This is a genomic window from Pseudoalteromonas sp. DY56-GL79 (assembly GCF_041414765.1).
Lineage (GTDB): Bacteria > Pseudomonadota > Gammaproteobacteria > Enterobacterales > Alteromonadaceae > Pseudoalteromonas > Pseudoalteromonas piscicida.
Genome location: NZ_JANHZS010000002.1, coordinates 60,221 through 79,382 on the forward strand (window position 1 = coordinate 60,221; position 19,162 = coordinate 79,382).

Annotated in this window: 20 protein-coding genes and 1 tRNA gene; 17 read left to right on the forward strand and 4 right to left on the reverse strand. The window is 43.1% G+C overall.

The features are described 5' to 3' along the window. Positions 1 to 14: 14 nt before the first annotated feature. The 15 genes from ptsP to NO992_RS01665 all read left to right on the forward strand — a co-directional run bounded on the left by ptsP (position 15) and on the right by NO992_RS01665 (position 14,491). Positions 15 to 2,303, forward strand: coding sequence for a phosphoenolpyruvate--protein phosphotransferase (gene ptsP / locus NO992_RS01595; RefSeq protein ID WP_371373837.1), 2,289 nt, complete (start codon positions 15 to 17; stop codon positions 2,301 to 2,303). A gap of 47 nt (positions 2,304 to 2,350) precedes the next feature. Beyond that, the gene (locus NO992_RS01600) at positions 2,351 to 3,160 is read left to right on the forward strand and encodes a sulfite exporter TauE/SafE family protein (protein ID WP_130164509.1); all 810 of its coding nucleotides are present in this window, start codon (positions 2,351 to 2,353) and stop codon (positions 3,158 to 3,160) included. Positions 3,161 to 3,169: 9 nt separating this feature from the next. Continuing rightward, positions 3,170 to 3,982 (forward strand): prolipoprotein diacylglyceryl transferase, encoded by an 813-nt coding sequence (gene lgt / locus NO992_RS01605; protein ID WP_017218100.1) that lies wholly within the window; start codon positions 3,170 to 3,172, stop codon positions 3,980 to 3,982. Between the two features lie 13 nt (positions 3,983 to 3,995). Next, complete coding sequence (locus tag NO992_RS01610) at positions 3,996 to 4,829, forward strand: thymidylate synthase (protein ID WP_010369327.1); 834 nt, start codon at positions 3,996 to 3,998, stop codon at positions 4,827 to 4,829. An 8-nt stretch (positions 4,830 to 4,837) separates the two neighbouring features. Next, entirely contained in the window at positions 4,838 to 5,722 is an 885-nt protein-coding gene (gene galU / locus NO992_RS01615) for a UTP--glucose-1-phosphate uridylyltransferase GalU (RefSeq protein WP_371373842.1), read from the forward strand. A 101-nt stretch (positions 5,723 to 5,823) separates the two neighbouring features. Beyond that, positions 5,824 to 6,333 carry a hypothetical protein gene (locus NO992_RS01620; RefSeq protein ID WP_371373845.1) on the forward strand — a complete coding sequence of 170 codons (510 nt, stop codon included), beginning with the start codon at positions 5,824 to 5,826 and terminating at the stop codon, positions 6,331 to 6,333. 97 nt (positions 6,334 to 6,430) lie between these two features. Beyond that, the gene (locus NO992_RS01625; protein WP_371373848.1) at positions 6,431 to 7,012 is read left to right on the forward strand and encodes a DUF4402 domain-containing protein; all 582 of its coding nucleotides are present in this window, start codon (positions 6,431 to 6,433) and stop codon (positions 7,010 to 7,012) included. Between the two features lie 15 nt (positions 7,013 to 7,027). Next, positions 7,028 to 7,474, forward strand: a complete 447-nt coding sequence (locus tag NO992_RS01630; RefSeq protein WP_371373851.1) for a DUF4402 domain-containing protein — start codon at positions 7,028 to 7,030, stop codon at positions 7,472 to 7,474. A gap of 318 nt (positions 7,475 to 7,792) precedes the next feature. Then, complete coding sequence (locus NO992_RS01635; protein WP_371373854.1) at positions 7,793 to 8,575, forward strand: molecular chaperone; 783 nt, start codon at positions 7,793 to 7,795, stop codon at positions 8,573 to 8,575. Positions 8,576 to 8,594: 19 nt separating this feature from the next. Continuing rightward, complete coding sequence (locus NO992_RS01640) at positions 8,595 to 11,537, forward strand: hypothetical protein (protein ID WP_371373857.1); 2,943 nt, start codon at positions 8,595 to 8,597, stop codon at positions 11,535 to 11,537. Further along, complete coding sequence (locus NO992_RS01645; RefSeq protein ID WP_371373860.1) at positions 11,524 to 12,129, forward strand: SPOR domain-containing protein; 606 nt, start codon at positions 11,524 to 11,526, stop codon at positions 12,127 to 12,129. Before NO992_RS01640 ends, NO992_RS01645 begins: the two co-directional genes overlap by 14 nt. Positions 12,130 to 12,183: 54 nt before the next feature. Further along, positions 12,184 to 12,765, forward strand: coding sequence for a FlgO family outer membrane protein (locus NO992_RS01650; RefSeq protein WP_371373863.1), 582 nt, complete (start codon positions 12,184 to 12,186; stop codon positions 12,763 to 12,765). A gap of 14 nt (positions 12,766 to 12,779) precedes the next feature. Continuing rightward, entirely contained in the window at positions 12,780 to 13,433 is a 654-nt protein-coding gene (locus tag NO992_RS01655) for a FlgO family outer membrane protein (RefSeq protein ID WP_017218092.1), read from the forward strand. A 10-nt stretch (positions 13,434 to 13,443) separates the two neighbouring features. Beyond that, on the forward strand, positions 13,444 to 14,085 hold the full coding sequence (locus NO992_RS01660) for a FlgO family outer membrane protein (RefSeq protein ID WP_232288070.1): 642 nt from the start codon (positions 13,444 to 13,446) through the stop codon (positions 14,083 to 14,085). A 331-nt stretch (positions 14,086 to 14,416) separates the two neighbouring features. Further along, positions 14,417 to 14,491 (forward strand) — tRNA-Arg (locus tag NO992_RS01665). Between the two features lie 110 nt (positions 14,492 to 14,601). Here NO992_RS01665 and NO992_RS01670 read toward each other — a convergent pair. Beyond that, the gene (locus NO992_RS01670) at positions 14,602 to 15,798 is read right to left on the reverse strand and encodes a flagellar assembly protein T N-terminal domain-containing protein (RefSeq protein WP_371373867.1); all 1,197 of its coding nucleotides are present in this window, start codon (positions 15,796 to 15,798) and stop codon (positions 14,602 to 14,604) included. 205 nt (positions 15,799 to 16,003) lie between these two features. Here NO992_RS01670 and NO992_RS01675 point away from each other — a divergent pair, with 205 nt between their 5' ends. Then, a complete protein-coding gene (locus tag NO992_RS01675; RefSeq protein ID WP_010369302.1) occupies positions 16,004 to 16,480 on the forward strand; it encodes an LPP20 family lipoprotein in 477 nt (158 codons plus the stop codon). Between the two features lie 74 nt (positions 16,481 to 16,554). Here the strand turns inward: NO992_RS01675 and flgN are convergent, their stop codons facing one another. The 3 genes from flgN to flgA all read right to left on the reverse strand — a co-directional run bounded on the left by flgN (position 16,555) and on the right by flgA (position 18,079). Next, positions 16,555 to 16,983, reverse strand: a complete 429-nt coding sequence (flgN, locus tag NO992_RS01680; RefSeq protein ID WP_010369300.1) for a flagellar protein FlgN — start codon at positions 16,981 to 16,983, stop codon at positions 16,555 to 16,557. Continuing rightward, positions 16,976 to 17,299: a flagellar biosynthesis anti-sigma factor FlgM gene (gene flgM / locus NO992_RS01685; RefSeq protein ID WP_010369298.1), complete on the reverse strand. Its 324-nt coding sequence runs from the start codon at positions 17,297 to 17,299 to the stop codon at positions 16,976 to 16,978. Before flgM ends, flgN begins: the two co-directional genes overlap by 8 nt. Positions 17,300 to 17,371: 72 nt before the next feature. Next, positions 17,372 to 18,079: a flagellar basal body P-ring formation chaperone FlgA gene (flgA, locus tag NO992_RS01690; protein ID WP_010369295.1), complete on the reverse strand. Its 708-nt coding sequence runs from the start codon at positions 18,077 to 18,079 to the stop codon at positions 17,372 to 17,374. Between the two features lie 140 nt (positions 18,080 to 18,219). Between flgA and NO992_RS01695 the strand changes: the two genes are divergently transcribed. After that, positions 18,220 to 19,152 carry a chemotaxis protein CheV gene (locus NO992_RS01695; RefSeq protein ID WP_010606301.1) on the forward strand — a complete coding sequence of 311 codons (933 nt, stop codon included), beginning with the start codon at positions 18,220 to 18,222 and terminating at the stop codon, positions 19,150 to 19,152. Positions 19,153 to 19,162: the final 10 nt, after the last annotated feature.

The window sequence follows — 19,162 nt, forward strand, 5'->3', positions numbered from 1 at the left end:
AATAGGAGCAGCAGGTGTTAGCAACGTTAAGATCGATTGCTGAGTCAGTGGCACAGCAAAGTGACCTACAAAGCGCGTTAAATTGCTTTGTTACTATGGTCAAAGATGCCATGCACACTGAATGCTGCTCAGTTTATTTTGCCGATTACAGTCAAGATAACTTTATCCTGATGGCAACGGATGGCTTAAACCCTGAAGCAATCGGAAAATTCCGAATGGGATTTACCGAAGGCCTAGTCGGTCTTGTTGCCCAGCGTGAAGAGCCAATTAACGTTGCCCACGCCCAATCACATCCAAGATTCAAATTGTCACCTGAGGTCAATGAAGAAGGCTACAATGCTTTCTTATCAGTGCCCGTTGTACACCAGCGTAAAGTGCTTGGGGTTATTGTGGTGCAGCAAAAGGTTGCTCGTGTATTTAGCCATGATGAAGAGTCCTTTCTTATTACGCTTTCAGCGCAATTGGCTTCACAGCTTGCCAACACCGAGATCCAAACTTTACTTCAACAAGATGCAAGCAGTCACAGAACCTCAGTGTTAAAAGGGGTATCGAGTGCACCTGGTATTGCCTTAGGTGATGGTTATGTGGTGTTACCCCATATTGATTTTACGAGTATTGAACCGCAGCATAGTGACAATATTCAGCAGCAAATTCAGCTGTTTCATCAAGCGGTGGCCGCGACTCGGCAAGAATTCCATATTTTAGCCAAAACCTTGAGTGATGATATTCCAAAAGAAGCGGTAGCTGTGTTTGAGGTTTACCAACAACTTTTGGATGCCAAGAGTTTAGGTAAACAAGTGGAGTCTGAGATACAACAAGGCTGGAACGCAAAAACCGCGCTAAAGCTTGTTATCGAAAAGCTTGTGGCTCAGTTTGATATGATGAGTGACCCTTATATCAAAGAGCGTGCGATTGATGTTAATGATATTGGCCTGCGCGTGCTCCAGCATTTAGTCTCAACTGAGCAAGCTGTTAAACACTATCCAGATAATACGATTCTAATCGCCCACACCTTGACCCCAACTATGTTAGCGCAAGTACCAAAAGAAAAGCTCAAAGGGGTAGTCAGTGTGCATGGTTCGGCCAACTCTCATGCTTCCATTCTCACTCGCGCGATGGGCGTCCCCGCTATTTGGGGCATAGAAGACATTCCATTATTACAGTTTGATGGTAAGTCTATGATCATGGATGCGTATTCTGGACGGCTTTATATTTCGCCTTCGCAAATGTTGGTCAATGAGTACGTTGAAATTAAACGTAAAGACAACATTCTGCATGATAAGTTTGAGGCGGAACATGATTTGCCGCCCATTACACTCGATGGTGAGCGTATAAATTTACTCTTAAATGCTGGGCTTGATCTATCGACCGAGACATTAAGCGCCAGTTATTGTGATGGCGTTGGTCTTTATCGTACTGAGTCTTGGTTTATGCAAAAAGGCCAATTCCCAACACAATCGGAGCAAGAAGTCTGGTATCGTGAGGTGCTATCACGTTATCACCCTGAGCCTGTAGTAATGCGGACTTTAGATATCGGTGGCGACAAAATTCTAGATTATTTTGATATCAAAGAAGAAAACCCATTTTTAGGGTGGCGAGGCATTCGTGTATCGCTGGATCATCCCGAGCTTTTTTTGGATCAAATCAAAGCGATGATCAAAGCAAACGCGGGTCTTGGCAACTTACAGATCATGTTGCCTATGGTGGGCCATAGTGAGGAAATAGATGAAGCGATGGCACTCATTGAGCAGGCTTGTTTTGAGCTGCAAGATGAATGGGCTGATCCTTTTTATACCATCGACCGGCCAGAAATCGGCGTAATGCTTGAAGTACCGTCTAGCGTGTACTTGTTACCTGAGTGGTCGAAAAAAATCGATTTTTGCTCTGTGGGCAGTAACGATTTGACGCAGTATTTATTAGCAGTGGATAGAACCAACGCACAAGTGGCGGATCTTTTTGACCCTTATCATCCCAGTGTATTGCGAGTGTTAAACCAGATTGCACAGCAGTGTGAATTACACGAGCTGCCTTTTAGCCTGTGTGGAGAATTAGGCGGTGAGCCTGAGGGAGCAATCTTGCTTATTGCAATGGGGTATCGCCGTTTGAGCATGAATATTTCATCACTGAACAAAGTAAAATGGGTGTTACGTAGACTGAGAGTAACGGATATGGAAGCTTTACTTGAAAATTGTTTAGCACAGCCGTCATCCAAGCAAGTGCGCCGAATTATTAAAGAATTTATGATAGAACATCATTTTGCAGAATTACTCTATACCAGCCACCAAGCAAAGGGTGCTTCTTAAAGCTATTTACGCTACCATTACGGCGCTATAAGAATAAGAGCTTGTTGATGGAAACTATTATACTCATCGTTGTACTTTGCGCTTTGCTTGGCTGTGCAGTTGGCTTTTTGGCAGGTCTGCTTGGTATCGGCGGCGGGCTGCTGATAGTCCCTATTTTATCTGTTATCTTGACCAAATTTAATGTTATACCCACAGAACAAGTGGTGTTGGTTGCAATTGCGACGTCTCTCGCCTCCATTATTTTCACTTCGACATCTTCAGCCAAAGCGCATCATAAAAATGACAATGTTCCATGGCACATTGCTCCATGGGTGATGTTAGGTGTGGCAGTCGGCGCGTTGGGCAGTGGTTTTGCCGCAGTGATGTTGCCTGAAAAACTCGTCAGAATTATTTTTGTGGTTAGTGTTGTGGGCATTGCATTGAAAATGGCGTGGAGCTCCAGAAGACCGCCACAATCAACCAGAGTTATACCACAAGGACCGATACTTGCGATGCTAACCTCGGTAACGGGGGCGCTGTCTGCAATGATTGGTATCGGCGGGGGAGCATTAATCGTCCCACTACTGACATTTTTCTCTGTTGATATGAAAAAAGCGATAGGATGTGCGTCTGCCAGTGGTATTGTTATTGCTATCTTTGGCTCCTTTGGCTATATCGCCTCTGGCAGCCAACATGTGGATATTGAACATGGATTTTTAGGTTTTGTCTATTTACCGGCTTTGTTTGGTATAGTGGCAACTTCATGGTTTATGGCGCCTATTGGTGCTAAAGCTACGCACCACTTACCTGTCACAACGATTAAGAAAGTGTTTGCGGCGTTACTCATTGTTATCGCTGGCAATATGTTAATGAATTAAGGAAAGGCTATGGCTTTGCAGTTTCCACAGATAGACCCTGTGATTTTTTCCATCGGACCGTTAAGTGTTCGTTGGTATGGATTAATGTATTTAATCGGCTTTATGTTCGCCATGTGGTGGGCAGGGAAAGAAGCAAAAAAACCAAACTCTGGTTGGAATAAAGACCAAGTTGGCGACCTAGTTTTTTACTGTATGCTCGGCGTGATCTTGGGCGGGCGAATTGGTTACGTGTTGTTTTATCAATTCTCTCATTTTATTGAAAACCCGCTTTATTTGTTTAGGGTGGACCAAGGCGGTATGTCTTTCCATGGCGGTGCATTGGGCGTTATCACGGCGATTATCGTGTATGCGCTTAAAAACAAACGTTCGATTTTATCGGTAGGCGACTTTGTCGTTCCTATGGTGCCTGTTGGGCTTTTTGCCGGTCGTATCGGTAACTTCATTAATGGCGAATTATGGGGTCGCGTAACGGATGTTCCTTGGGCATTTATTTTCCCAACGGGCGGACCACAGCCGCGCCACCCATCACAACTTTATGAAGCGTTTTTTGAAGGGTTGGTATTGTTTGTGATGTTGGTATGGTTTAGGAAAAAACCGCGCCCAGCGGGCAGTGTAGCTGGTCTATTTTTAGCCGGTTACGGTGTGTTCCGCTTCTCAATCGAGTATTTCCGTGAACCAGATGCACATATTGGCTTATATGGTGGCTTTATTTCTCAAGGTCAGATCTTATCCCTCCCTATGGTGATTGCAGGCGCTATCCTTATGGTGTGGGCATATAAGCGAGAAGGTAGCAACCCATCTACCGGGCAAGTTAAAAGTTAAAGAGTAGCGAACAATGAAGCAATATTTAGAACTGATGCGCCATGTGCGTGATAATGGCACAAAAAAAGAAGACCGCACGGGCACTGGCACAGTGAGTGTTTTTGGATACCAGATGCGCTTCAACTTGCAAGAAGGCTTCCCACTTGTAACGACGAAAAAGTGTCATCTACGCTCGATTATTCACGAGCTACTTTGGTTCTTGCAAGGCGATACTAACATCAAATACTTAAAGGAAAATGGCGTTAGCATTTGGGATGGCTGGGCAACGGATGAAGGGGACTTAGGGCCAGTTTATGGCAGCCAGTGGCGCTCTTGGACTGGGCCAAATGGTGAAGTGATAGATCAAATCAAAGATGTTGTAGAGCAAATCAAAACCAACCCTGACTCTCGTCGCCTGATTGTGAGTGCTTGGAACCCTGCGCTTTTGCCTGATACTAACTATTCACCCAAAGAAAATGCAGCTATGGGCAAACAAGCGTTGCCACCTTGCCACACGTTATTCCAATTTTATGTACTAGATGGCAAGCTTTCTTGTCAGCTTTATCAGCGCAGTGCGGATATTTTCTTAGGTGTGCCCTTTAATATCGCAAGTTATGCGCTGTTAACGATGATGATTGCACAAGTTTGTGACTTAGAAGTGGGGGATTTCGTACATACTTTCGGCGATGCCCATTTATACCTAAACCATATGGAACAAGTTGAAGAGCAGCTAAGCCGAGCGCCGTTTGCGAAGCCACAAATGCAGATCAACCCTCAAGTAAAAGACATATTTGGTTTTAAGTTTGAGGACTTTGAGTTGGTGAACTACGAATGTCACCCGCATATAAAGGCACCGGTCGCGATTTAGGAGCATTTATGAAAGCCGTTATTCCAGTGGCGGGTCTTGGCACTCGCATGTTACCCGCGACGAAGGCCATTCCCAAAGAAATGCTGCCAATTGTCGATAAACCTTTGATCCAGTATGTAGTAGATGAAGCAGCTGCGGCTGGCGTCAAAGAAATTGTACTGGTAACTCATTCAAGTAAAAACTCAATTGAAAATCACTTCGATAAGAGCTTTGAGCTGGAAGCGACACTGGAAAAGCGGGTTAAGCGTCAACTGCTAGAAGAAGTACAATCTATATGCCCCAAAGGTGTTACGCTGATCCATGTGCGTCAAGGTGAGGCTCGAGGCCTTGGTCATGCCATCAATTGCGCAGCCCCTGTGATTGGCGATGAGCCTTTTGTGGTTATGCTGCCCGATGTATTGGTTGATGACGCTGCATGCGATCTAACAAAAGATAATCTTGCTGACATGATCGCGCGTTTTAAAGCGTCAGGTAATAGCCAAGTGATGGTAGAAGCGGTAGCGCCTGAACTCGTCTCTCAGTTTGGTATTGTGGACTTGGGAGGAGCAGCACTCGCGCAAGGAGAGTCAGGCGCCATGCAGTCTATTGTCGAAAAGCCTGAACTGCAAAGTGCACCTTCAAACTTAGCCGTTGTTGGTCGTTACGTACTTAACAAATCTATTTGGCCACTTTTGGCAAAAACACCGCTAGGCGCTGGTGGCGAAATTCAACTGACTGATGCTATTGCTATGTTGATGGAGCAAGAGCAAGTCGATGCATACTCGTTACGAGGAAAGAGTCATGATTGCGGGAGTAAAATCGGCTATTTAAAAGCGATAGTTGAACACGCGATGAGAAGAGAGGAGTATTCAACTGAGCTTGCTTCTCTTATCGATTCAATGGCTAAAAGGTAATTACATAAAGTTAAATGTACCGATATTTGCGGTAAAAGCATTTGGTACTTTACCGCGATTTATGTACTATATCAGAAAATGGATTTTTGTTATAACTTATTGTGGATATTCGGTTTTTTAAATTTTTACTACTCGGCTCTTTAATCACCTTAGGTGGCTGTAGTCATTCATCTAAAGAGCCTTCGCTGTTAAGTGAGCAGCAGCTCAAAAGTATTGAGCGATTGAGCTCGTTAGAGCAGGATCTCACAAACTTGCTGACTTTGTTAGAGTCTCAAGCAAGCGTCGATAATATCCAAGTAGAATCAAATCCTGACGTAGAGGTTAAGCGTTATTCCGCGAGTAAACAAAAGGCGAATCAAACGACTGGAATTCAACTCAAGTTGTTTCCCCTATCTATCAATTCCATGCCTCAAGTTGAGCAGCATCAAGCGCTATTAGCGGCAGTAAAGCGAAAGTTTCCTAGTATATTTTCTGAGGCAGAATTGCAAATTCAAGCGTTTGAAATGCGAAATTGGGCAACAGTTTCTGGATTAAGAACAACTCAAGAAGCAAAAGTCTACTGTAGACTATTTTCTATCCAAAGCATTGATTGTAGAAGATTAATGCTTTAATTTTACTAAAGTTTTCCCATTTGGGAACGATAAACAATAAGTCACCAAAAAACGGTATTGCGGTGATGATAAAAATGACCTCTAAAGGAATTTAAAGATGAAAACACTGATTAAATCTGCGCTTATTGCAAGCTCTATTTCCGCTGCTTTACTTACTTCTTCAGCAATTGCTAAGGATACTGCTCGTCTTGAAGTTAAAGTAGAAGTTAAAAACTTATTTTCAGCTGAAGCCGGTGATCCGCTTGATTTCGGTATCATTCGAGTGCAGGGCGATGCAGCGGATGTCGCCACTATAAAGATTGAGGCGGATCCAACACTGACCGATCCTGAAATTAAGAATACTGGTGACGCAGTAATAAACCTCATTAGTACAGGTGGAGCTGGCTCTATCAATATCACCGATGCCGCGCCAAATACTGAGCTAACGATTACGGTTCCGGCCGCAACTACGGTTGATAGCGTAGGTAATGCCTCTTTTGATTTAAAGGATTTTGAGTTTTATGTGGTAAGCGGTGCACAGCCTAATAGTGAAGTGACAAACAACAAGTTTAGGGTTGATGCAAATGGTGCCGCAACGCTTTCAGTTGGTGCGACATTAAGTACGAAAGCACTTTCTGGAACAGATACGTATGGCGGTGGTGTATACACCAGTAAAGTTGATATCGAAATCGCTTACTAAAACATGTGGCGTTACATGGTACTGGCATTGCTTTTTGCCAGTCACTTGGCCAAAGCTCAAGATATATCGGTCGTTAAGAAATTGAGCTTTGGCACTATTGCGATTATTGACCAAAATAGCGCAGGCACAGTGACGATAGAACCTAATGTTAGACCACAAACCTCAAGCAATATTCTATTCGTAGAGTTTGGTCATGCGGCAGAAATCCTCTTGACCGATTTTCCTCATAATCGCCAAATTAGCGTCCAATCTACCGTTTACAACGACTGGTTTGGCTATTGGAATCTTGGTGCATCCGATGCCTTCCAATTGACTGAGTTGTATCACGAGAAGGCTATTTTCACTGATAGTGTTGGGTCTGGTGAGTTTAAGGTCGGGGGGCAATTGCGCTTTGCTGGCAACGGTAAATCGCTATCGGATGGGGTGCAAACCTTGAACGTTGAAATAACTTTGTCTTACTAGGGCCTGTTGACCTTTGCTGTTTGATTTTTGTTCCCCTGAGTGGGTTTTGGTCGCGGCGCTCGACTTGCCGCCTAGTAATCTAAGCAAAAGTTGAGCAACAATGAACAAAGCGCACTCAGGGGAACCCAAAGGGCAGCGCTTGATTGGCATTTCTTCTGTGATGCCACACAAGGATGTGGGGTAAGGTGACTTTGCAAGAGCACAAAGTCTTTATCGCCTGACTCACATAGAATAACTATGCTACGCAGGCTCTGCCTTGTATAAATGGCAATTAAACTGCTGCAAAAACAAACTTGAAAGATAAACAGGCCCTACATTATGAATAAATTAATATTAACGCTGCTTTTGTTTTGTTGCTGTAAAGTAAGCGCCAATCTAATGATCACCCCAACACGGGTTGCTTTCGAAGAGCGTCAGAGAATTGAGAGGGTTACAATCATTAATAATGGTGATGTGACCAAATCTTATCGACTTGAATTTCAAGAGAAGCTAGCACTTAAAGAAGGTGGTTATGCCAACTTTTCCGAGCAAAAAATGAACCCTATGGCTGCAAGCCATTTCATCCGTATTTCACCTAGGCAAGTAACACTGGGACCTGGTGAGCGTCAGGTAATAAAGCTGGCTGTGCGCAGAAAGGCGAATATGGAACAAGGAGAGTATCGCTCACATTTGCTTTTTAGGGAGCTGCCGAATAATAAAGGCAAGCTGCAAGAAGGTATCAATATTGACGTGCTGATGAGCTATAGCATTCCGGTGATGCTACGAGTTGGCGATGCGAACCCGCAAGTACAGCTTGAGGATGTCATTGTAAGCAACGCAAAAAATGGTCGTCAGGCAATTACGGTACTACTTAATCGAACTGGGAAATATAGTAGCTTTGGCGAATTATCCGCTTATTGGCAGGGGAAAAATGACGTTAAACCTTTGCGGATCGGAGTATTAAATAAGTTTGCCGTATATCCAGAGCTTAATCAAAGGAGTGTAGAATTCTCGATAGACCCTGCAATCAAGCTCGGGCCATCAGGCAAGGTCTTAATCAAGTATGTGGGTGATGAGGAGTACACTGACCGCACCTTTGTAGATGATTCGGTATCTTTGTAGTTTAGGGTAAGCGAACGTAATGAGAGCCCCCGCTATTTGGCGCACGTTACTAATAGGCATTCTATGCTATCAACCTGCTATGGCATCGCAGGTTGATACTTTGCAACAGCTATTAGAACGGGTTGAACGAGTGAAAGCAAAACTTGCGATACAGCAAAATGAACGGGTGGTCTCTCGGGTTGATGTTGGTACGGAACTGTTTTTATCCGCCTATAAAGGAAATTTATATTTAGGTGAAGTGATCGCGGTGACGTCGGAACAAGGCGTCAATGTGGAACTCTTGAGTTTGTTTTCAGCTTTGGGCTTTGTGGTATCAGAAGATGTGTCAGGAACTTTTGATGGCTGGTTCTTCACACCTGAAAACACTTTTAATCTTAATGCCAAAGCGCATTTAGTTGAGAGCAAAGGGCAGCGAACGCAATTGAGTAATAGGGAGATCCAGGTTATCAATGGTGAGGTATTTCTCGCCGATTATATCGTTGCGACGTTATTCGATGTGAGCCTGTTTACCGATATACAGGATTTATCTCTTACGGTTAAAAGTAGGCAAATTCTGCCAATAGAAGCACAGCGACAGCGATTAGGAAGAGAGGTTGTCAGTTTTGACCGCAATGCTAGCGCAACATTACCGTGGCGACCAAGTCCTTATCAAAGCATCGGTAAACCAGTGCTGGATGCTCAGATAAATACGCAGCTGACTGAAGACATTAGTCAGACGTCTTATTCCCTTATTGGTTCGCAAGACATCGCCTATTGGCAAGCTCAGTATTTTATTGCTGGTAGAGAGGGTGATGTGATTAATCGTTCACGATTATCCCTCAACCGTGCTTCTAAAAAGGCCGATGTTTTACCGTTTGGGAGTTTTACCAAGGTATCGCTCGGTGATGTCCAGAGTGTTCAAGTTGGAGTCGATGCGCTAAATGAAGAAGGGCGAGGAGTGAGCTTCAGTAACGCGCCATTAGATAGGCGTACGAACCGTCAGCGCATCGTCATCTCAGGTCCTGTTCAGGTAGGGTGGGACGTAGAGCTTTATCGAAATGGATTGCTAATAGGGCAAGAAAATAATCTCCAATCTGGGCGCTATGAGTTTGAAAATATTGATTTACTATTTGGTGAAAATACCTTTGAACTGGTGATGTATGGAGGCCAAGGTCAAGTATCAAAAGAAGTGCAGACCTATTATGTTGAACAGAGCACCGTAAACGAAGGTGAAGGCTTTTTTGCCGTATCAATTACTGAGACGGGCAAAAGTATACTGGGCGACAAGACTGCGGAATCAGGAGCATCAAGCTGGCAAGTAAATGGTCGATTTGACTACGGTCTTACTAAAAACTTTGTGGCGTATGCAGGTTTGCAGCATCGTCAAGGTGTGAAACATAGCGCCTCGGAACAGTACTTTTCTGCAGGGTTTAACACCAATATTAATAAACGACTATTACTGGATGTTGACTATAGTAAGAGCGAAACGAACCAACGTCTCTCTGCAAATACTCGAACCCGTCTATTTGGCCAGCAGGTAGGTGCTAAATTTGAGCAAAAGGAAGATTTAGAACGGGATGAAAATGCGACCGAGATAAAATTAACGGCGGCGGGAGATTGGCCTCTTTTTGATGCCGCTAAGATTTACTATCGTGCTGAATACTTTCAGCTTAATAGAGCTAATATAGATACCACCGAGCAAGCGTCGCTACTGTTTAGTACGGGTAATTATTGGGGCACTTTCAGTAACCAATTTGTGTGGCAAGAGCAGACAAATCAAGCCAGCGATGTGAGTGGCTACTTGCGCTGGCAGCGTAGGGTTTTTGGGATATATAGTCGCTTTACTACTTGGTATGACATAAAACCTTCTAATGAAATTACAGCCGCAGAGCTAGAGTTGAGCAAAGAGCTAAGTCCTGAGCTTGATCTTGGCATTACTCTATACAAAGACTTTGCTGCCGATTACTATAAAACCGAACTTGGATTGAGCTGGAATCATGATAAGTTTAGGTTGTTAACAGACTTGCAATACGATAACGATGATAACTGGCAAGTAGGCCTCTCTGGACAAGTGAGTATTGGAGCGGGCGAAACCGTAGATCAGGTTTTTTTAACTGGCAAACGCTTGTCGCAGTTTGGCTCTTTGATGGTTCGTGCTTTTATCGACCAAAATAATAACGGCTATCTTGACGATGGGGAGTTACCGCTGAAGGGGGTAACTATAAAAGCATTGCAAAACTTTGCTCAAGGTAAAACTGACGACGACGGTGTGGCTCTATTACCCGCAATGGTTAATTACAAACGAACAGATATTATTGTTGACAAAGAAACGATCCCCGAACCCTTTTTAATTCCCGCTAACGATGGCTTTTCATTCACTCCAAGACCCGGTCATATTGAATATGTTGAAATACCATTTGTAAACTCGTCGGAAGTTGAAGGTATTGTTGAAATCAATGAGGGTACTGAGCGCCGACCTGCAGGGTTCACCACCGTGAGTTTACTTGATGAAACGGGTAACGAAGTCGCGCGCACTCAAACGGCATATGACGGCTACTATGTATTTACTAGTTTGAAGCCAGGGACTTACCGTACAGCGATAAGTGATGCGAAAAGGCTCGCGGTAGCCAGTACTCAACAGATAGAAGTGGAGTTAAGTGCAGAGGGAGACTTGCTGCTTGATGTAAATCACGAATTACAACGACAGCGTGCAACCACGCAAGAGTTTGCTGTAGTTGGACGCTTCAAGACATTAACGATATTAAAAGTGTATGCGGCGATTTTGGCTAAGCGTTATCCCGCGTTATTAAGCGGTGGTTTTGGGTATGCGCAACAAGAAGGCGACGTCACTTATTTACTTATATTAAGAGATGACGCCACGCAAAATGCGGCAAATATTTGCCAAAATCTACTTCCCTTCAAAGTTTCTTGCGCGGTGGAAGCCTTAACTATTTATGAAAGAGAAAACAATGCAATCAATTAAGTGGCATCTCATTATGTTCAGTTTCGTTGCGCTAAGTGGTTGCCAAGCAACTGCGAGCAAGAGTCAACTTGACTCATTACAAATGAAGAAGCAGCTATCTTTATTGGAACAGCAGGTAAGCACCTTACAACAAGAAGTTGAGCAACTCAGAGCGCTAAAACAGCAGGTTGCTAAGTTTGAAGAAGTGCAGGAAGATTTAGATGTTATTGCGATGCAGCTATCAAATTCGCTTGCAAAGCAAAAGGATGCTGAGCTTTTAGCAGAGCAACCCGAGCAAGTGATAGAGCAAAAAACAAAGCCCACCGAGAAACAAGAACAGCCTGTCGAGATAGCTGAATTCGCAATTCAATTGGCCTCTACAACGGAATATACCAAGCTTAGGCAAACCTACGAGCAACTCAAGGATAAGTTACCGCAAGACTTTGCAACAAGCGAAGTGAATATCGAGCAAATAGATATTCAAAATACCAAATATTATCGACTCAAATTAGGTGCATTTACAGATAAGGCCTCTGCATACAAAGGTTGTCAGCAGCTTAAGCGTGCAGGTTTAAGCTGTTTGGTTAGCCATTACACCAGTCATCGACTTTAAAACTTGGTGCGTATTTTGCATTTTATCCAATAAGTTTATCGTGGGCTTGGTGAAATGAAATATCTAGCACTCATAGTGATTATGTTGTTGGCGGGGTGTACAAACAGCCAACAGGTCGGCAAAAGAGAAGCGACCCAGCAGCAAGAAATCTTACCTGACGTAGATGGGTTTGGCGCTCAGTTAGCCGCGGAACTTGGGCAGTATGTACGGCCGTTCAAGCCGAATTCAACGCTTGCTGTGACGAGCTTTTTTAAGGCTAATCAGCTGGATGATACCGTTGCTGGGCAAGGTTCAGGCTTGAGCGTGGCCTTGCAAGAATCCCTCATGACCCATTTAAGTCAAATGGGGGCAGATGTCGTGGAATATCGACTCAGAAACGCTTTATCTTTACAAAGTTCTGCCGATAGTATGTTAAGTCGAGAATTGAATGTGCTGAATCAGCGCCAGAAAATTGACCTCGTGGTGGTCGGGACAATCGTAGAAAGTCGAGATACCTATTTGGTCAATGCGCGGCTGGTTGATACGTTACATAATCGAGCCGTTTCAGCCGCATCAATCAGCATTCCTAAAGCTGTGATGTGGGGTACGGAGCGTGTCACAAATCGTGACGGTCAGATTATACGAAGCCAATATTAGTGGAGATGAAAGTAATGAAAAAAGTATTAAGTTTGGTTTTGCCGCTTTCATTGATGGTTGGCTGTGCTCAGAGTAACTTTTTTGCGGTGGATAATGCTCAGGCTGAGCCCGTGCGTAATGGCTTTGAGAAATCTTCGATGTATCAAAGTAACCCAAACGGTATGAAACAATTCTCTGTTTCTCAGCAAATGGCTGGTAAAAATGTCACTCACTATGTCCAGTCTATAATGCAAGACATGGTTGCAAACTTGAAACACGTGAATGAGAAAACACCGGTAGCAGTGACAAGCTTTGTATTTTTAGATAAAGAATTTGATAAAGGTTCCTTGCTGGGTAACCAGTTGGCTGAAAGCTTTATCCATGAGCTTCATGCATTTGGGATCCCTGTTGTGGACTTTAAAACAACAGACTATATCCGGGTGACACCTGAAGGCGATTTTATTTTTAGTCGTGACTTTTTAGAGCTATCTGACGACCACCCTTTTTTGTACGTGCTAGGTGGTACTTTGGTGAATCATCAGGGCGGAGTTATGGTTAATGCCAGAGTGGTTGGGCTTAGAAGTAAAAGTGTCGTGGGTTCTGCTCAAGGGTTTTTACCGCAAAACGTAGTTAACGCCCTACAAGATGGTGCGGCATACGATGGCATTCGTATAGAGCGTGCGAACTAATTCGGAGGCGATGATGAAAAATGTAGTGCTATTCGCGACGACACTCGCATTACTCGGTGGTTGCGAAGTGACAAATCAGGCGACTCCTGAATCTACAGAAACGCAGCAATCCGATATGGAAATATTATATGCCATGATGGAAGAGCAAGAGCGTAATGAAGATTCACAAGCGGCGATATCGCAAGATATTGGCTTCGTTAGCTATCGTCATCGCAAAGAAATTGCTAACTACGCCAATCAAATTGCGTTGGAGCTGTCAGATACGGTGTTAGGGCAAAAGCCCGAGTCGATAGCGGTAGCTAGTTTTGTTAACTTTAATGAATCATTAAGGGATACAAACCAGCTAGGAAACCAATTGGCTGAGTCTTTAATGCATCAAATGCAAAAGCTGGGTTATCAAGCATTAGACTTTAAAGCATTGGGGAAAATTGAAGTGACATCTAGTGGTGATTTGACTTTTTCGCGTAATGCAAGTCGCTTGAAAAACACTCAATCTCCCAGTCATTTGCTCACAGGCACTATGGTTTACCGTCCACGAGGCGTGGAGGTGAACGCAAGGTTGTTAGAGTTTAATACTAACTTAGTGATCGCAAGCACGGTGGTGACTATCCCGTATTTTATCCTTGATGATCAGGCAACCGCTTCAAGGTAGTACTTCAAATAGCGTTTTTTAGAAGAAAATACCGTTTAGGTTTTATTAAACGAAGAACTATCCTACTTCTTATTCACACCTCAAGCGAAGTAACTGATAGCGCAGTAGTGGGTCTTAACTGCTGCGTATTCACCTACTGAACCACCTCATTTATTAGCGCGAATAAATTGACTATTAATCTTTAAAAGTTCATTAAGATCAGTATACTAAAGCGAAGTCACTGAGATGCAGTACAACAGAGAATCGACAACTCTCGACTTCATTGGTATTAAGTACCGCAGATCCCGCTAGTGAAGGTCAAAAAAGCGACTGTTATCTGACTTTAGAGATTGTCCCCATAGTTTAATGGATAAAACAAGGCCCTCCTAAGGCTTAGATGTAGGTTCGATTCCTACTGGGGACGCCATTGGTATTCATTTCTGTGTGGAATGACCAAAGTAAATGGGAGGTGGAAGCATGATGCAGAGGGGATAAAGTCATCGAAATTCTTGCCTTTTGCTGCAGAAAGACTCTGCCTTACAATTCAAACTCATTTTCAGTTTCTATTTGAATTTCAACCAAATCATTAATTTGCACATTGTGAAGTGGGCGATTACTGATATTTACCGCAATGGCATTTTGAGCGTTCACTTGGATCACTTGCAGCTTATTAATGGTTTTAATTTGATGCATAAATATTTTACCATCGACATTAGTCAGCGGATTACTATGTGCTACGTTAAGGATCTGGCCATTCTCTAAGCCATGCATGCGGCCCAAATTAATAACGACTTGTTCATCATCGATATGTAGGATTTTGCCATTGGTAGGTAAGCAGGCGACCGCTGCGTTTAAATCAGTTGCGATTTGTGTCAGCGTGGTTTGGATCTCATCAGCATAATCTGTCTGCCAAAAGCGCTCACTGTACACATCAATTAATTTGGTTTTCTTAAACGGCCACACGCCTTGAGTGGCATATTGTTTTTGCCACACCCTTTCATGAGAAAGTGCATCAAACAGCGCAAAGTCTACCTTGAAGCTTCTTAAGTATTTATCGCTTTGCCAAAATGCGAGGTCACTATTAAGTTTATCGACACTAGCAACATCAGTTATTTGACTCAGTAGTACAAATTGGCTGTTGGTATTTGCTGTAATGGTCTCGATTAGCTGTTCATTATAATCAAAACGCTGACTGAAAAAGCGGCTAACATCTATAGTCTGTGCAAAATAGGGAACGGGTTCTAAGCTCGACTTTTGTTCAGTCATAGTCTGGTATAGGCGCTCGCTCACCGCTTTATTTACGTCAAAAATTTGACCTAAAGTTGCTTGATGTTTATTTTTTAACTGGCTTTGTGTGACTGCAACCTGTTTATTGTATGCACTAGTTGGGCACTGAGCACTTTGTGGGGTAATATCGATATGCAATGTTACTTGCCATGAGTCACCGACTTTTGCTTCAGCAATCACGTTGGCGCTCTGGATTTCGGCATTTGAGCGGATCTTAAGTTGATCTTGGGTGAGCACACCATCGGTGACGGTTTGTACACTACTCACAGAAGCACCAGAAAACAGCAATGCTTGTGTGATGGCGTCGTTTACGGCCTTTCTTTTGGCTTTTTGATGATCGCCATTTTTAACGTCAGCCATGCCGGTAACTTCAAACCATTCGGCATAAGCAGGATTAGTTAAGGTGATACACAACAGTGATAGACTGATCGTGAATTGCTTTTTCATGTTTAAATGCCCAGATAAAAAACTACTCTTTAACTCAGCAATACCTGTGCCAAATTTTGGCAAGGTTCGTGCATAATCATAGATCATTAAAGTTAATTTTTATTTATTGCCAATACTCGATGAAACCACAACAATCCTTGCGAGACTAAGATGCTGGGGAAGTGTTAAATTTTGATTGGTATTTATTGTAGCGGAGTGAGGTGAAATGCGTATCACTAATTCTATCAGTGCAGTTGTTATGGTTTGCTCGCTAGCGGGACTCAGTGGCTGTTCAAGCCTCGTTGATAAGCACATTGAATATGAAACAGTACAACCGGAAACTTTTCCTGTTTTACGTGCTGTGGGGTACGCGCCTTTGAGTGCTCAGCCGGGTAAAACTGCGGGTGAGAAGCAGCTAATGGCTATTAAAGTCTCAAAATTAGAAGCGTATCGTGAATTGGCCGAGCAACTGTATGGCCAGAATTTGACATCTACTATTACGGTAAAAGGGGCGGTTGCGCAAAACGACGGCCTTAAGAGCCAAGTAAATGGACTCGTTCGAGGGGCTAAGGTGCTGAAAAGTTACGCTGTTGGTGATACTTACACGACGGAATTAGAGCTTGATATGAAACGCGTTTATGATTTGTATATTACTCAAGTCAAGCCGCAGAAAATTAAGAAGATATCTTATAGTTTTAAGTAAGCACTCATCACATGTCGCTTACTTAATATGCTGCATTTCGGTTGTTCTTCAATACTGAAATATGATTGGCGTGGCTACGCCTTTAGGTTACGTACTAACTCACTGTCGCTACTTTTAACACTACCATCCTGACCATATGTAATCGAAGTTGGTGCGCCAATTAAGATCCCTTTTAATTCACGTGTGCTTACATTCGCCTGATGAGCAGTTTTAGCATTGATTTCATTTTTGGTTTGGCATTCACTGAGTAGTGCTCGCACTTTAGTAACGAGCGGGGCTACTTCATTGTGTTCAAAGACGTGAGACTCTGTTTTTGACAATTCATTGTCGAGCTTTTGCAGTTTTGAAATGAGAGTTAGCTTTTCACGAGCGATTTCTTTTAAGTTGTCGCCACGCCGAGATGCAAGCTCGTCAAGCTCACGCGCCAGAAGCTGGGTCATCGCTTCTAGCGTTGAGATTTGTTCAGAAAGTTTGTGGTGGCAAAGCCGAACCAAATCATCCATATATTTCGAACTCAAATGCAGCTATGTTTTTGGCGAGTTTTTCCGCGTCAACTTGGTACTTGCCTTCTGCAATCGCTTTTTTCAATTCTTCGACTTTCTTGTCGTCAAAGCCTGATGATTGCTGCGCTTTTTCGTTGACTGTTTTCAGCTGTTGCGCTTGTGGAGTCAGACTGACTGAATCCGCAGCTGCTTTTGGTGTAGCTGGTGATTTAACTGATGCGCTGTTGGCATCATTTCTTTGCAATTCAGCTTTCTGTTGCTTAACATTATTAGCAACGGATGTAGACTGATTCTGACCGTTAACTTGATTAACCATGATTGTAGACCCAATAAAATTATACTCTCAGCCTTGTTATCGGCGTTTAATAGTATTACTTTAGCAAATTTTTTATAAATTCACCTCTACTGTTTCCACTTCTATTACTCTAGCACGTAAGGTTTTGCCAGAGCGAGAGTTTTTAATATTAATCAGTTCACCACGGTTGCCATCTTGCTGCGCTTCTCCTTGAGTTTTGATCACGAGTCCACCTGATTTAGCAATAATCGTCACAGTATCGCCTTTGCAGACCATGCAGATATGGGCTTGAGTAAAGGCTTGGCCTTCTCTTATATTACGTTTGCTGCGACTACCTATTAGTATCGACTTATCTTCAACATAAGAAACTCTGCGAAAACGTTTTGGCTGATACTCTATTTTTACATCTTCATCTTGAATAACACGGCCTTTTTCTAACATGGTTGCGCTAACTAATATGGGGAAGAGGTGATCGATACGTACGTGGACGTATTGAGTCCAGCTGAGGGTATCGTTGCATCTAATTTGTACTGTCACTTGAGTATCAAAAGGCGGAGCCATCGCTGTACTATATTGCAACGGTGACTGACAATCCCTTGCTGGAATTCTTGAATCAAGTGGTATAGCAGTCAGTGACAGCTGACTATCGGGATCCTGCTCTACATTTGGTTCAACAAATTCTATTGCGCTTTGTTCTAAAGTTTTGTTGTCATATTGCTGACAATAACCATAGTCAACGCCTATAAAATAAGCGAACAAACAAAAAAACTGAATGTAATGGGTTTTTTTTAACAAACTCATGATGTTTCGACTATGCTTATGGGGTGAAACAAGGTATAAAGATTCTGCTTTAATAACTGCACCTAATCAAGGGTGGTAAACCATATCAGAGTCGAAGCAAAGATCGTTCCGATTAGCGGTTTATACAGTAGGAGATTGAAATGGCAGGTATTTTAGACTCGGTTAACCAACGTACACAGCTGGTTGGACAAAACCGTCTCGAGCTATTACTTTTTCGACTTCAAGGTCGACAGCGCTTCGGCATTAATGTTTTCAAAGTCCGAGAAGTGCTTCAATGTCCAGCATTGACAAGCATGCCCAAGTCAAACCCGCTTATCCGAGGGGTTGCTCATATTCGAGGCCAAACTATATCCGTAATTGATATGTCACTTGCGGTAGGTGGACCTCCTATTCAAGATATTCGTAACTGTTTTATTGTGATTGCAGAATACAACCGTTCAGTCCAAGGTTTTCTAGTCAGTGCAGTAGAACGCATTGTGAATATGAACTGGGAAAAAATAATGCCACCGCCATCAGGGGCAGGTCGTTATTCCTATTTGACAGCGGTTACAGAAATTGAAAACGAGCTAGTTGAAATATTGGACGTAGAAAAGATCCTTAATGAAATTTGCCCAATCAACACAGAAGTCAGTGCTGATATTGTCTCTGATGGTGAAATGCAAAAAGATTTAGGCGAACGTATTGTATTTATTGCTGATGACTCTGCGGTTGCTCGTAATCAGGTCAAACGTGCATTGGAGCCACTAGGTGTTCAGACTGAGCTTGCGAAGAACGGCAAAGAAGCACTTATCAGGCTTCGCGAAATTGCGGAAATGGACTGTCAAAATAATGTCACCGAGCGAGTAGGGCTATTAATTTCTGACGTTGAAATGCCGGAAATGGATGGTTATACGTTAACGGCTGAAATAAAAGCTGATCCAAAATTAGCGCCATTGCATGTGATACTCCATACTTCACTGAGTGGCGTATTTAATCAGGCTATGATTGAGAAAGTGGGCGCTGATGATTTTATTGCTAAGTTTAACCCAGATGAATTAGCTTCAGCGGTTAAAAAATGGGTTCATTGTGATTAAAGCTGGTGGT

Coding starts and splice junctions, on each gene's coding strand:
- NO992_RS01600 (WP_130164509.1), top strand. CDS start 2,351: ATGGAAACTATTATACTCATCGTTGTACTTTGCGCTTTGCTTGGCTGT.
- NO992_RS01610 (WP_010369327.1), top strand. CDS start 3,996: ATGAAGCAATATTTAGAACTGATGCGCCATGTGCGTGATAATGGCACA.
- flgA (WP_010369295.1), bottom strand. CDS start 18,079: ATGAGTTTGTTAAAAAAAACCCATTACATTCAGTTTTTTTGTTTGTTC.
- NO992_RS01640 (WP_371373857.1), top strand. CDS start 8,595: ATGAGAGCCCCCGCTATTTGGCGCACGTTACTAATAGGCATTCTATGC.
- NO992_RS01655 (WP_017218092.1), top strand. CDS start 12,780: ATGAAAAAAGTATTAAGTTTGGTTTTGCCGCTTTCATTGATGGTTGGC.
- NO992_RS01645 (WP_371373860.1), top strand. CDS start 11,524: ATGCAATCAATTAAGTGGCATCTCATTATGTTCAGTTTCGTTGCGCTA.
- flgN (WP_010369300.1), bottom strand. CDS start 16,983: ATGGATGATTTGGTTCGGCTTTGCCACCACAAACTTTCTGAACAAATC.
- flgM (WP_010369298.1), bottom strand. CDS start 17,299: ATGGTTAATCAAGTTAACGGTCAGAATCAGTCTACATCCGTTGCTAAT.
- NO992_RS01695 (WP_010606301.1), top strand. CDS start 18,220: ATGGCAGGTATTTTAGACTCGGTTAACCAACGTACACAGCTGGTTGGA.
- lgt (WP_017218100.1), top strand. CDS start 3,170: ATGGCTTTGCAGTTTCCACAGATAGACCCTGTGATTTTTTCCATCGGA.
- NO992_RS01675 (WP_010369302.1), top strand. CDS start 16,004: ATGCGTATCACTAATTCTATCAGTGCAGTTGTTATGGTTTGCTCGCTA.
- NO992_RS01625 (WP_371373848.1), top strand. CDS start 6,431: ATGAAAACACTGATTAAATCTGCGCTTATTGCAAGCTCTATTTCCGCT.
- NO992_RS01670 (WP_371373867.1), bottom strand. CDS start 15,798: ATGAAAAAGCAATTCACGATCAGTCTATCACTGTTGTGTATCACCTTA.
- NO992_RS01635 (WP_371373854.1), top strand. CDS start 7,793: ATGAATAAATTAATATTAACGCTGCTTTTGTTTTGTTGCTGTAAAGTA.
- galU (WP_371373842.1), top strand. CDS start 4,838: ATGAAAGCCGTTATTCCAGTGGCGGGTCTTGGCACTCGCATGTTACCC.
- NO992_RS01630 (WP_371373851.1), top strand. CDS start 7,028: ATGGTACTGGCATTGCTTTTTGCCAGTCACTTGGCCAAAGCTCAAGAT.
- NO992_RS01650 (WP_371373863.1), top strand. CDS start 12,184: ATGAAATATCTAGCACTCATAGTGATTATGTTGTTGGCGGGGTGTACA.
- NO992_RS01660 (WP_232288070.1), top strand. CDS start 13,444: ATGATGAAAAATGTAGTGCTATTCGCGACGACACTCGCATTACTCGGT.